We start from the raw sequence: 12,467 nt of genomic DNA on the forward strand, positions 1-12,467 counted from the left end.
AATTATAGCCTCAGCCGGGTCGGCGGGCCCGACAGTGGTGGGCGGGGCGCTGACGTGGGGCAGCGCCGCGGCAGCGCTGTGGTCTCAACGCCGCCGCGCCCCGAGGCATTCCACCGTCGGTGGTCAGCGCTGGGCGGTCCCGCCGATGCGGCCGCGACGGGCGCAGAGCCCACCCGGACGCGCCCCGACGGCGCTCAGGCGCCCTCGCCGGTCACGAGGGCGGCGTAGGTCTCCGCGTCGAGGAGGTCCTCCGGAACCGCGCCGACGCGCATGGTGTAGAGCCAGCCGTCGCCGAAGGGGTCGGTGTTGACCGTCTCCGGGGCGTCGACGGCGGCCTCGTTGTGGCCGAGGACCTCGCCGTCGGCCGGGGCCACGAGGTCCGAGACGGACTTGGTGGACTCGATCTCCCCGCAGCTCTCCCCCGCCGTGACCACGGTGCCCACCTCGGGCAGGTCCAGGTAGACCACGTCGCCGAGCGCCTGGGCGGCGTAGCTCGTGATGCCCACGCGGGCGACGTCGCCGTCGACGGTGATCCACTCGTGGTCAGGGGTGTACAGCCGGTCGCCGGGGTAGTCCATGGCGTGCTCCTTCGGGGGGACGAGGCAGGCCGGCACGGGGGCGCCGGGGTCGTGGAGGCTCGCTAGGCCGCGGCGCCGGCGGGCTTGACCGCGAGGACCGGGCACGGGGAGTCGAGGAGGATGCGCTGGGCGTTGGAGCCCAGGATGAGCTTGCCCACCGGCGATCGACGTCGCAGGCCGATGACGATGAGGTCGGCCCCGACCTCCTCGGCCACGGCGAGGATGTCCTCGGCGACGTCGCTGCCGCGGCGCAGCTGGCGCACCTCGTAGGCGAGGTCTGCCTCGTCGAGACGGTCGCGCACGGCGTCGGCCTCCGCCTCGAGCGCGGCGTGGTCACCGGCGTCGGTGCGACGCGAGAGCACGACGACGAGCCTGGTGTCGCGGCGCCGGGTCTCTGCCACGGCCGACGTCAGGGCGGCCTCGCCCTCCTTGGTCGACAGGAAGCCCACCACGATGGTCATCCAGCACCCCGTTCCCGTCCGCTCCGGCTCGTCGTGCCCGCGACGTTACCCGATACCCGGGCGCGACGGCTCACCCGATACCCGGGCGCGACGGCTCATCCGGACCGGTCGGCACCACGGCCGGCGGGACGCGCTCGGTGGGGCAGGCGGTCGCTCAGTGCTCGTGGCGTTGCGGGTACCACGGTGGCGGCACCGCGGCGTCGAGCGCCTCGCGCACCAGCACCGCCAGGCGGTGCCCCGGCTGCTCCTGCAGTGCCTGCCCGGCCAGGACGTCGGCGCGCGCACCTGCGGCGTCCCACCAGCACAGGTACGACAGCAGTCCGAGGGCCGGGGCCGCGGCGCCGTCCGGGGCGTGGGCCACGACGGCGCAGGCCAGACGGTCGGCGGCGACGATCGTGTCGCGTTCCGGGGGCGGCGCCACCGTGAGGACGAGGTCCACCGCGTCGACCGGGAGCAGGTCGCGGGCGACGACGTCGCCGCCGGCCAGCGTGGCGGCGAGGACGGCGTCACGCACGCGGGTGTCCTCCAGCGCCACGAGGAGGCGGCCCAGCGTGGCGTGCGCGGGAACCTCGCCGAGGGAGGAGTCCCACAGGTCGCAGTGCTCCTGCCGGAGGCGGCACAGCTCGGCCGACTCGGCCGGTGGTGGGCGGAACGCCGCGCCGACCGCACGGGCCGCGGCCACCCGGCGCCGCTCCTGCGCACCGGCCCTGGCGGCGGCCGCGCGCGCGGCGGTGTCCTGCGTGCGAACGACGGCGAGGTCCTCACGACACCGGACCGCGGCTCGGCCGTCGGCGACGAACGCGGCGCTGGCCACCGAGGTCTCGAGGTCGCGCAGCGGGCGCCCGCCGGCCGCGCAGCACCGGCACGGGTCGAGGTGGCCGAAGGCCTCGTGGCCCACGAACCAGGGACCGCGGAGCGACGCGGCCCAGGGCATCGCGTCGACCAGCGCCCGTCGGGCGTGGCGGACCCGCTCGTCGCGGGACACCCCGCGCCGGCTGGTGGCGAGGTAGACCACGGCGAAGACGTCGTACGCGCCGTCGGCAAGGAGGTGTCCGCCCAGGGTCGCCGCGAGGGCCGGGCCCGCTGCGGGGTGGCCGAGGTCGGCCAGGTCGCAGCGCACGACCAGGCCGACGAGGTCGCGACCGCTCGGGCCGCGGCACAGGCCCGCGAGGACGACGGAGTCGGCGGGGTGGAACCCGAGGCGGTAGGGCAGGTGCGCGACGAGGTCGCGGGGGTCGTCGACGGTCACGGTGGTCGTCATGAGGGCATCGCACCGTCACGGAGGCAGGGCGGGCGCAGGTCCTGTGGACCGGCACCTCCCCGGCGGTCTGTGGACGGACCAGCGACGAGCCGTGCCCGGCGGCACGTCGGCGGACCGGGCGGCCGGACCGTAGGGTCGGTCCATGCGCACCTCGACGCTGACGGACGTCCGCGACAACGTCTCGGCCCGAACGCTCGCCGCGCTCGGCGAGCACACCGCCCGCTTCGCGGAGGTGGGGGCACCCGTCGAGGAGTTCCTCCTCCCGGCACGCGAGCTGCTCTCGGGTGGCAAGCGGCTGCGCGCGCAGCTCTGCGCGGCGGGGTGGCTGGCGGCGGGGCACGAGCGGACGAGCGAGGCGGTCGTGCTCGCCGGGTCGGCCCTGGAGCTCTTCCAGGCGACGGCGCTGGTGCACGACGACGTCATGGACGGCTCGGCGACCCGGCGCGGTCTCCCGGCGGCGCACCGGAGGTTCGCCGGGCACCACACCACCAACGCCTGGCTGGGCGAGGCCGACTCCTACGGCACGGCCGCGGCCATCGTCCTGGGCGACCTCCTCCTGGCGCTCTCGGCGATGGAGCTCGAGCGGGCGCGTGAGCTGGTGCCGCCCGCAGCCGGACGGCGGGCGCGGGAGATCTACGACGTCATGACCGCCGAGGTGGCGCTGGGTCAGTACCTCGACATCCGCTCCCAGGACCTGCCCTGGCGCGACGACGGCGAGGAGCTCACGCGTGCCCTTCAGGTCGTGCGGCACAAGTCCGCCCGGTACTCCGTGGAGCACCCGCTCGTGCTCGGCGCGGCCCTGGGTGGCGGCGACGACGACCTGCTCGCGGCGCTGTCGGGGGTCGGGCTGCCCCTGGGTGAGGCCTTCCAGCTCCGCGACGACGAGCTCGGCGTGTTCGGCGACCCCGCGGTGACGGGCAAACCCGCGGGCGACGACCTGCGCGAGGGCAAGCGCACCGCGCTCGTCGCGCTCACCGCAGCGCGGGTCGACGCCACCGACCGGGCGGACCTCAGACGCCGGCTGGGCCGGGCGGACCTCGCTCCGGCCGAGGTCGGGCGTCTGCAGGACCTCATCGTCGCCAGCGGCGCCCTCGCCGAGCACGGTCGGCTGGTCGAGGAGCGACGCGAGGCGGCCCTGCGTGCGCTCGACGACGCGCACCTGCCGGGGCACGCCCGCGCCGCGGTCGCCGGGCTGGCCGAGGCGCTGACGCGGCGGGACGCCTGAGCCGTCCCCCTACCTCACAGGGCCAGCGTCTGCGCGACGCGACGGACCGCGTGGGTCCGGCGCTCCCGCAGCGCGCTGATGGGGGTGGTGCCGAGCTCGGCATCGGGGGTGAAGAGCCACCGGAACGCCTCCTGGTCGTCCATGCCGCCGTCCGCCAGCAGCATGAGCGTGCCCCGCAGGGCGGGCAGCGGTCCGGGCTCGTCCGACTCCTCGGGCAGGAGCAGGAACTCCCCCGGGATCGCGGCCGACCCGTTCGGGCCGTGCGGGACGGTCAGCAGCCGACGGTCCCGGACCAGGGCGCGGACGTCGCGCTGCCGGAGGCCGAGGATCTCGGCGACCTCGGGGACGGAGAGCCAGGTGGCGGGGTCCTGGGGCGTGTCACTCACCGCCCCAGCCTAGAGCCCGCTGGGACGAAGGGCTTGGCGGCGCACCACATCAGTCGCTACTGTCACAGCGTTAACACAAGTCACATCATCATCACCAGGCACATGGTCACGTCGGACGGCACCCACCCGGGGTCGGTACGCGGCCCCGGGTGAGACCGACGTTGGAGGATCGATGAAGGCCGAGCACCGTTCCCAGCCCTCGGCGCGGGCACACGCGGGACGGGCCGGCGTGGGCCTCGCCCTCGCCGCCACGACCGCCGTCGGGATGGCCGTCCCCGCGGCCGCCGCACCGGCACCTTCCGCGCGCCCTGCCCCGGCGCTCCACGGGGCTCTCGCGGCTCCGGTCCACGTCCAGCCGGCCGCGCCGGTGATGACCTACCGCGTGCAGGCCGGCGACACCGTCTCGCACATCGCCGCCCGCACGGGGTCCTCGGTGGGAGCCATCGTCGGGGCGAACGGCCTGGACGCCCGTGCGGTGATCCGCGTCGGCCAGATGCTGCGGATCCCGTCGGCTGCCGCCGCCGCCCCCACCGCCACGAAGCCGGCCGCCCCCGCGGCCGCGCCGGCCGCCACCACCCACACGGTCCGCAACGGCGAGTACCTCTCCGGCATCGCCCGGCAGTACGGCACGTCGGTCTCGGCACTGGTGAGCCTGAACTCCCTCGCCTCGCCCGACCGCATCTACGTCGGCCAGAAGCTACGCGTCGCCGGCGCGGCAGGCACCCCGACCCCCACGAAGCCGGCCGCCCCGGCCGCCGCGCCGGCCGCCACCACCCACACGGTCCGCAACGGCGAGTACCTCTCCGGCATCGCCCGGCAGTACGGCACGTCGGTCTCGGCACTGGTGAGCCTGAACTCCCTCGCCTCGCCCGACCGCATCTACGTCGGCCAGAAGCTACGCGTCGCCGGCGCGGCAGGCACCCCGACCCCCCCGAAGCCGGCCACCCCGACCCCCCCGAAGCCGGCCGCCCCGGCCGCCCCGGCCGCCACCACGCACACCGTCGTCGCGGGCGACACCGTCTCGGTCCTCGCCGCACGGTGGGGCACCACGGTCGCGGCCGTCGCTCAGGCCAACAAGCTCGGACCCGCCGCGACGATCTACGTCGGGCAGCGCCTGACGGTCCCGGCCAAGGCGTCCGCCGCCCCGGCACCCACCACCCAGCCGCTGGTGCCCAGCAGCTTCCTGGGCCGGACCTACCCCGAGGCCACCGTCGCCTCGGCCAACGCCAACAAGGCGACCCTGCTCGCCACCGGGGTCCCCTCCCGGGCCGAGATGCAGGCGCTCGTGGCCTCGGTCGCCCGTCAGATGGGTGTCGACCCGGCCCTCGCCCAGGCGCACGCCTTCCAGGAGTCGGGCTTCAACCACGCCTCGGTCTCCCCCGCCAACGCGCTGGGCACCATGCAGGTCATCCCGTCATCGGGCCGGTGGGCCTCGGACCTGGTAGGACGCCCGCTCAACCTGCTGGACCCGCTCGACAACGTCGTAGCCGGCGTGGCGATCATCCGCTACCACGTGCGCACGGCCCCCGACCTCGACACCGCGATCGCGTCGTACTACCAGGGCGCCGGGTCGGTGGCCCGCAACGGGCTCTACCCGGACACGAAGATGTACGTCGCGGCCGTGCGCGCCCTCATGAACCGGTTCTGAGGTCCGGGCCCGGCACGCCTGCCGGGCCCTGCGCCGCTGCCGGGTTAGGCTCGCGGCCGTGGACACCGCGACCCTCGACCCGATGATCGGCCGTCTGGTCGACGACCGGTACGAGGTCGGCGCTCGCATCGCTCGCGGGGGCATGGCCACGGTCTACCGGGCCGTGGACCGTCGTCTCGAGCGCACCGTCGCGCTGAAGGTGATGCACCCGCACCTCGCCGAGAGCCCGGACTTCGTGGCCCGGTTCCGCCGCGAGGCGCGGGCGGCCGCGCGCCTCACCCACCCGGGCGTGGTGGCCGTGCACGACCAGGGCACCACGGGCGAGGCGAGCTACCTCGTCATGGAGCTCGTCGAGGGACCGAACCTGCGCACGGTCCTGCGCCGCCGTGGCGCGTTGCCGCTCGGCGAGGCGCTCACGGTCGTCGACCACGTCCTCGACGCCCTGGCCTCGGCCCACCGTGCCGGGCTCGTCCACCGCGACATCAAGCCCGAGAACGTCCTGCTCACCCAGGACGGGCGACCCAAGGTCGCGGACTTCGGGCTCGCCCGCGCCGTCAGCGAGGCCACCGCGGCGACGACCGGCACGGTCCTGGGCACCGTCGCCTACCTCGCGCCCGAGATCGTGACCGAGGGCCGGGCGGACCAGCGCGCCGACGTCTACGCCGTCGGGGTCCTGCTCTACGAGCTCCTCACCGGCCGGCCGCCGTTCACCGGGGACGCCCCGATCCGCATTGCCTACCAGCACGTCACCGGCCGGGTGCCGGCCCCCTCCGCCCAGCTCTCGTGGCTGCCCGCCGAGGTCGACGAGCTCGTCGGGGCCCTGACCGCTCGGGAGCTCGACGAGCGCCCCGTCGACGCCGCGGCGGCCCTGGCGCTCGCGCGCCGGTGCGTCCACGACCTCGACCCCGCGGACCTCGTCCGGCGCGCCGACGTACCCCCCGCCGCCCAGCCGGGCAGCGAGGAGGCGCCCGACGCCCGCGGCACCGCCGCCGTCGACCTCCCCCGCCGGTACGGCACGGTCGCGCTGCCCATCGGTGCCCTCGCCGCTCGCGAGGAGGGTCCGGCCCGACGGGCGAGGGCCTGGCCGCGGGTGGTGGCCCTGCTGCTCGCCATCGCGCTGGTGGCGGGCGCGGGCGCCCTGTGGTGGTTCCGGGTCGGGCCCGGCGCCACCGTCCCCGTCCCGCAGGCGCAGGGACAGGCGGAGGACCTCGCCGTCGACGCCCTCCGCGACGCCGGCCTGGTTCCGGTGGTCACCCGCACCCACCACGACGACGTCGCCGCCGGGGCGGTCATCGACACCGACCCGGACGGTGGTAGCGAGGTCCGCCCCGACTCCGAGGTCGCCGTCCGGGTCTCGCTCGGGATCCTCACCGTGCCGGTGCCCGACGTGACCGGCCAGGACCGGGACGCCGCGGAGGACACCCTCGCCGTCGCCGGCCTGGCCGTGTCCGAGGTCCGGGAGGAGTTCGACGACACCGTGCCGGCCGGGGCGGTCATCTCCTCCTCCCCCGCCGCGGCGGAGGTCGTCGAGCACACCACCGGTGTGGTCCTCGTCGTCTCCGCCGGCCGGGAGCCGGTCGAGCTGCCCGACGTCACCGGTGCGTCGGCCGCCGACGCCGAGGCCGCCCTCACCGCCGCCGGCCTGGCCCTGGGAGGCACGACCGAGGAGTACTCCGACACGGTCGGCGCCGGTCTCGTGCTCGCCCAGTCGCCCGCGCCCGGCGAGGGCACGCTCTACCGCGGGGACACGGTCGACCTCGTCCTCTCCCGCGGACCGGAGCTGCTCGCGGTGCCCGAGGTGGTCGGCACCCAGGTGCGCGCCGCCCGGCAGACCCTCGTCGACGCCGGTTTCCAGGTGGAGGTCGAGGAGGTGCTCGGGGCCTTCTTCGGCACCGTCCGCGCCCAGGACCCCGAGGCCGGGTCGATGCTGCCCCGGGGCAGCGTCATCACCCTCACGGTCGTCTGACGGCCGTCACTCCTGGTAGGCGTAGCGCTCCTCGCGCCACGCGTCGCCGCGCAGGTGGTAGCCCCGCTCCTCCCAGAAGCCGCGCTCGACCTCGGTGAGGTAGTTCCACCCCCTGAGCCACTTGGGTCCCTTCCACGAGTACAGGTGGGGGACGATCAGCCGCATGGGCCCACCGCGCTCGTCCGGCAGGGGCTCGCCGTCGTGGTGCGTGGCCAGGAGGGCGCGGCCCGAGACGAGGTCCTCCAGGCGGACCGTGGCGGCGTAGCCGTACTCGGCGAACACGAGGACGTGCTCGACGTCGGGCCGGGGCGGGGCGAGCTCGACGACGTCGCGGGCGGCCACCCCGGCCCACCGCTCGTCGACGGCCGACCACCCGGTCGCGCAGTGCAGGTCGGCCACGACCGTGCGCCGGGGCAGCGCGGTGATCTCGGCGAAGCCGAAGGCGTGCTCGGCGCCGTCCGCGGTGGCGCCGCCGACCGTGAGGCGCCACCGCTCGGGCCGCCGCGCCGGCACCGGCCCGTAGTGCATGACGGGGGCGCGGGCGACCAGGTGCTGGCCGGGCGGGAGGAACCTGTCCGCGGGCAGACGCGGGCCCGGGTCGACCTCCATCCGGTCCGGCACGACCATTGTCCTCAGTGCCCGCGGATCATCTCGGCGACGTCGAAGGCCATCTCCAGGGACTGCTGGTGGTTCAGCCGCGGGTCGACGAGGGTCTCGTAGCGCCGGGCCAGCGCGGCGTCGTCGACCTCCTCGCTGCCGCCGAGGACCTCGGTGACGTCGTCGCCGGTGAGCTCGACGTGCAGACCGCCCGGGACCGTCCCCAGGGCCTTGTGGACCCCGAAGAACCCGTGCACCTCGTCCAGCACGGTGGACAGCTCGCGGGTCTTGTAGCCGGACGGGGAGGTGATGGTGTTGCCGTGCATGGGGTCGCACACCCACGTCACCGGCCGCCCGTCGGCGGTGACCCGCTCGACCAGCGCCGGCAGGGCGTCGCGGATCCTGCCGGCGCCCATGCGGGTGATGAAGGTCAGCCGGCCCGGCTCGCCGTCGGGGTTGAGCCGGTCCACGAGCGCCAGGGCGTCGTCACCCGTCGTCGTCGGGCCGAGCTTGACCCCGATGGGGTTGCGGACGCGCGAGAGCAGGTCCACGTGGGCGCCGTCGACCTGCCGGGTCCGCTCGCCGATCCACACGAAGTGGGCGGAGGTGTTGTACGGCGTCCCGGTGCGCGAGTCGATGCGGGTCATCGCCGACTCGTACTCCAGCAGCAGGGCCTCGTGCGAGGAGTAGAAGTCCACGGTGCGCAGGGCGTCGAAGTCGACGCCGCAGGCGGCCATGAACCGCATCGCGCGGTCGATCTCCGCGGCGAGGACCTCGTAGCGGGCGTAGGCGGGGTTGGAGGTGAAGCCGCGGTTCCAGTCGTGGACGAGTCGCAGGTCCGCGAAACCGCCGTAGGTGAAGGCGCGGATGAGGTTGATCGTCGTCGCCGAGCGCGTGTACGCCCCGACCAGGCGCTGCGGGTCGGGTGTGCGGTCCTGCGGGGTGAACGCGTGGCCGTTGACGGCGTCGCCGCGGTAGGCGGGCAGGGTGACCCCGTCGCGGGTCTCGAGGTCGGAGCTGCGGGGCTTGGCGTACTGGCCCGCCATCCGGCCCATCTTGATGACCGGCATGCTGGCGCCGTAGGTCAGGACGGCGGCCATCTGGAGGATGGTGCGGATCTTGTTGCGGATCCGGTCCGCCGTGGACTCGGCGAACGTCTCCGCGCAGTCCCCGCCCTGGAGGAGGAACGCCTCGCCCCGGGCGGCAGCGGCGAGGTGGCCCTTGAGGTTGTCCACCTCACCGGCGAAGACCAGCGGGGGCCGCTCGCGCAGCTCCGCCGTGGAGGCGTCCACCGCGGCCTGGTCCGGCCAGGCGGGCTGCTGCGCGGCCGGCAGGTCGCGCCAGTGCTGCAGACCCGCCAGGACTTCCTCGGATGCCTCGATGCTCACGCGCCCAGGATAGGTCTTCCCGGCACGTGAGACAGACGCCGTCCGGCACCCGGACGACGCCCGCCCCACCCCCGGCGGCGCGGGTCAGTGCGCCGCGGGGGCCGCGGCCTCGACCGTCTGGCCGATCCCGGCCATGAGGTCCCCGAACCACGCCTGGCTGACGTCGAACGCCTTGCCGCCGGCGATGCGCGGGAACGGGACCGCCTTGAGCCGGTCGCCGTCCTCCTCGTCGTGCCCGATGACGCCGGACTCCCCGCGCAGCGCGCACTCCACGGCCAGGTCCGTCATGGACTGGATGAGGCGCAGGTCCTCGGCGTTCGCGCGGGCCGAGCGCGAGAAGTAGCCGCTCTTCTGCACCATGACCTTCTCGGCGCCGATCCGCTCCGCGAACTGCTGGGCGAACCAGCGGCCCGGGTTGATGGTGTCGAGCTTGACGTGGCCGAACGGGTCGCGCTGGACCTCCTCGCCCTTGGCCTCGAGCTCGGCGACGATCTCGGGGACGCCGGCCCCCTCGGACAGGAAGATGTTGACGTTGCCCTGGGCGTCCATGATGGCCCGGAGCCGGTCCGCCTCACCGTCGATGTCGAGGTGCATCTCGGGCAGGAACACCGCGTGGATGTCCCACCGCTCACGGCTCAGGCCGATGCTGGGGACCCACTCCTGCGTGTCGAGCCACGCGCGGTAGGACCTCGCGGCCGCGGCCGTCAGCCACCCGCAGTGCCGGCCCATGACCTCGTGGACGATGAGCATGCGGGGGTTGACGCGGTGCTCGCCGATGACGTTCTGCGCGAACTCCGCCGCCTCCTCGGCCGCGGTCCAGGCGCCCAGCGACTGGCGGATGGGCACGATGTCGTTGTCGATCGTCTTGGGCAGCCCGACGACCGTGAGGTGGTAGTCGTGCTCCTCGAGGTAGGCGGCCAGGTCGGCGGCGGTGGTGTTGGTGTCGTCACCGCCGATCGTGTGCAGGACGTCGATGCCGTCCTCGCGCAGGCGCTCCGCGGCGACCTCCAGCGGGTTCTGGCCCTCGCGGACCAGGCCACGCTCGACGAGGTCCTTGGCGTTGGTCAGCTTCACGCGGGAGTTGCCGATGGGGCTGCCGCCGAACCGGTGCAGGACGCCCGCGTGCTTGCGCGCCTCGGCGTCGACGGCGACCTTCGTGCCCGTGAGCAGGCCGTGGTAGCCGTGCTGGTAGGCGACGATCTCGACGTCGGGGGCGATCTCGGTGTACCGCTCGATCAGCCCGCCGACGGCGGAGGAGAGGCAGGGGGCGAAGCCGCCGGCAGTGAGCAGCGCGACGCGTCGGACCGTCATCGAGAACCTTCCGTCTGTCCGGGCCCGCGACGGACGCCGCCGGGCCGGGCCGCCGCGGTCGCGGACGGACCCGGAACCATCCTAGGGGGGCGTCGTGGGGCGGCCCCGGGTCCTCGGGCGCCCGTCACCAGCGGCGGGCGGGGTGCCGGTGGCCGGTGGCGGCGATCTAGAGTGCAGGCATGGCCGGACCGAACCGCGAGGGCGAGCCCCCCGGCGAGCCCCGGGAGCTCGACGACGCCGCCGTCGCCGCGCGGTGGGCGGAGCTGACCGCCTCCCTCGGTGAGCTGGCCGTCCCGCCGCCCGAGCACCCCACGCCCGGCGAGCCCGGGCCCGACCGTCCGGGACCCGGCGCCGTCCCCGGCGACGAGCGCCCCGCCCGCCCCGCGGACCTGCCGGGTGCTCGCGTGGTGCGACCCGCGGCGCCGGGTCCGCGCGACTACGTCCCGGACGAGGACGAGGACGAGGGCTACGAGCCGCCCGAGCCCGAACCCCTCACCCACGCCGATCCGGCCGTGACCCTGGGCTGGGTCGCCACGATCGGTGCCGTCATGCTGGGGGTCGTCCTCTCCGTCGTGTGGCGCCCGGTCCCCGACGGGGTGCTCGGGGCCCTGGCGCTCGTCCTGGCCGGCGGTGTCGGGCTGCTCCTGTGGCGCATGCCCGCCCGCCGCGACCGCGACGACCGCTCCGACGGGGCCGTCGTCTAGGGACTCAGTTCCGGGCGAGGTCCGCCGCGCCGACGATGCCTGCCTCGTTCTCCAGCTCGGCGAGCTCGATCGTCAGCTCCCCGCGGTAGCCCCGGGCGGACAGGTGCCGGGCGAAGGAGGCGCGGATCGGCTCGAGGAGGAGGTCCCCCGCCGCCGCCACCCCGCCGCCCACGACGGCCATCTCGGGGTCGACCGCGGCCGCGAGGTCGGCGATGCCCACCCCGAGCCAGAATCCCAGCTGGGCGAAGAGCTCGATGGCGAGGGGGTCCCCGGCCTGGGCGGCCGCGGTGACGTGCGGCCCCTGGATCTTCTTGTCCCCGGCGAGCTCGAGCAGCGCACCGGCCCGGTCCGGGTACGCCACCGCCGCCGCACGGGCCGAGCGGGTCAGGGCCCGCCCGGAGCCGTACATCTCCCAGCAGCCCTCATGGCCGCAGCCGCAGTAGTGCCCGCCCGGGACGACCTGCATGTGGCCGATCTCGCCGGCGGCGCCGTGCGCGCCGCGCAGCAGCCGGCCACCCAGGACGAGGGCCCCACCCAGGCCGGTGCCGACCGTGAGCATGACCATGTCCTCGACCGCACGGGCCCGGCCGAAGCGGAACTCCGCCCAGCCGGCGGCGTTGGCGTCGTTCTCCACCACGATCGGCAGGTCGATGCCGGCGGCGAGGCGCTCGCGCAGCGGGTGGTCGCGCCAGGCGATGTTGGGGGCGAAGAGCACCGCGTCGCGGCGCGGGCTGACGAACCCGGCGGCCGCCACGCCGACGGCGCCGACCGTGTGGGTCCGTCGCAGCTGCGCGACGGCGGAGATGACGGCCGCCTCGATCGCGCCGGGGTTGTCCGGGTCGGTGTCCAGCCGGACCTGCGAGAGCACCGTCCCGGCCTCGTCGACCACGCCAGCAGCGATCTTGGTGCCGCCGATGTCCACGCCGATGGCGTCCATGCCGT

The 12,467-nt window shown here is 75.3% G+C and carries 12 protein-coding genes; 4 read left to right on the plus strand and 8 right to left on the minus strand.

Annotated elements, in window-relative coordinates; genetic code table 11:
* Positions 1-194: 194 nt before the first annotated feature.
* From gcvH to EDD32_RS15905, 3 genes are all read right to left on the minus strand, one after another.
* A complete protein-coding gene (gcvH, locus tag EDD32_RS15895; RefSeq protein ID WP_123919032.1) occupies positions 195-578 on the minus strand; it encodes a glycine cleavage system protein GcvH in 384 nt (127 codons plus the stop codon).
* Positions 579-640: 62 nt separating this feature from the next.
* The gene (locus tag EDD32_RS15900; RefSeq protein ID WP_123919034.1) at positions 641-1,039 is read right to left on the minus strand and encodes a universal stress protein; all 399 of its coding nucleotides are present in this window, start codon (positions 1,037-1,039) and stop codon (positions 641-643) included.
* 154 nt (positions 1,040-1,193) lie between these two features.
* Complete coding sequence (locus EDD32_RS15905; protein WP_123919036.1) at positions 1,194-2,300, minus strand: DUF4192 domain-containing protein; 1,107 nt, start codon at positions 2,298-2,300, stop codon at positions 1,194-1,196.
* A gap of 142 nt (positions 2,301-2,442) precedes the next feature.
* Here EDD32_RS15905 and EDD32_RS15910 point away from each other — a divergent pair, with 142 nt between their 5' ends.
* Complete coding sequence (locus EDD32_RS15910; protein WP_123919038.1) at positions 2,443-3,525, plus strand: polyprenyl synthetase family protein; 1,083 nt, start codon at positions 2,443-2,445, stop codon at positions 3,523-3,525.
* A 14-nt stretch (positions 3,526-3,539) separates the two neighbouring features.
* Here EDD32_RS15910 and EDD32_RS15915 read toward each other — a convergent pair whose 3' ends face one another.
* Entirely contained in the window at positions 3,540-3,911 is a 372-nt protein-coding gene (locus EDD32_RS15915) for an Rv2175c family DNA-binding protein (RefSeq protein WP_123919040.1), read from the minus strand.
* Positions 3,912-4,083: 172 nt separating this feature from the next.
* Here EDD32_RS15915 and EDD32_RS15920 point away from each other — a divergent pair, with 172 nt between their 5' ends.
* Both EDD32_RS15920 and pknB read left to right on the plus strand, forming a co-directional pair.
* On the plus strand, positions 4,084-5,559 hold the full coding sequence (locus tag EDD32_RS15920) for a lytic transglycosylase domain-containing protein (RefSeq protein WP_211338863.1): 1,476 nt from the start codon (positions 4,084-4,086) through the stop codon (positions 5,557-5,559).
* A gap of 58 nt (positions 5,560-5,617) precedes the next feature.
* Entirely contained in the window at positions 5,618-7,525 is a 1,908-nt protein-coding gene (gene pknB / locus EDD32_RS15925) for a Stk1 family PASTA domain-containing Ser/Thr kinase (protein ID WP_211338864.1), read from the plus strand.
* 6 nt (positions 7,526-7,531) lie between these two features.
* On the opposite strand, the gene EDD32_RS15930 is transcribed toward pknB, so the two are convergent.
* From EDD32_RS15930 to EDD32_RS15940, 3 genes are all read right to left on the minus strand, one after another.
* Positions 7,532-8,146 (minus strand): molybdopterin-dependent oxidoreductase, encoded by a 615-nt coding sequence (locus tag EDD32_RS15930; RefSeq protein WP_246006176.1) that lies wholly within the window; start codon positions 8,144-8,146, stop codon positions 7,532-7,534.
* Between the two features lie 11 nt (positions 8,147-8,157).
* Entirely contained in the window at positions 8,158-9,510 is a 1,353-nt protein-coding gene (locus tag EDD32_RS15935) for a class II 3-deoxy-7-phosphoheptulonate synthase (RefSeq protein ID WP_123919042.1), read from the minus strand.
* An 84-nt stretch (positions 9,511-9,594) separates the two neighbouring features.
* Entirely contained in the window at positions 9,595-10,821 is a 1,227-nt protein-coding gene (locus EDD32_RS15940) for a pyrophosphate--fructose-6-phosphate 1-phosphotransferase (RefSeq protein ID WP_123919044.1), read from the minus strand.
* A gap of 179 nt (positions 10,822-11,000) precedes the next feature.
* Between EDD32_RS15940 and EDD32_RS15945 the strand changes: the two genes are divergently transcribed.
* The gene (locus EDD32_RS15945) at positions 11,001-11,525 is read left to right on the plus strand and encodes a hypothetical protein (RefSeq protein ID WP_123919046.1); all 525 of its coding nucleotides are present in this window, start codon (positions 11,001-11,003) and stop codon (positions 11,523-11,525) included.
* Positions 11,526-11,529: 4 nt separating this feature from the next.
* On the opposite strand, the gene EDD32_RS15950 is transcribed toward EDD32_RS15945, so the two are convergent.
* Entirely contained in the window at positions 11,530-12,462 is a 933-nt protein-coding gene (locus EDD32_RS15950; RefSeq protein ID WP_123919048.1) for an ROK family glucokinase, read from the minus strand.
* Positions 12,463-12,467: the final 5 nt, after the last annotated feature.

Origin of the sequence: Georgenia muralis (assembly GCF_003814705.1) — a bacterium.
GTDB classification, from domain to species: Bacteria; Actinomycetota; Actinomycetes; order Actinomycetales; family Actinomycetaceae; genus Georgenia; species Georgenia muralis.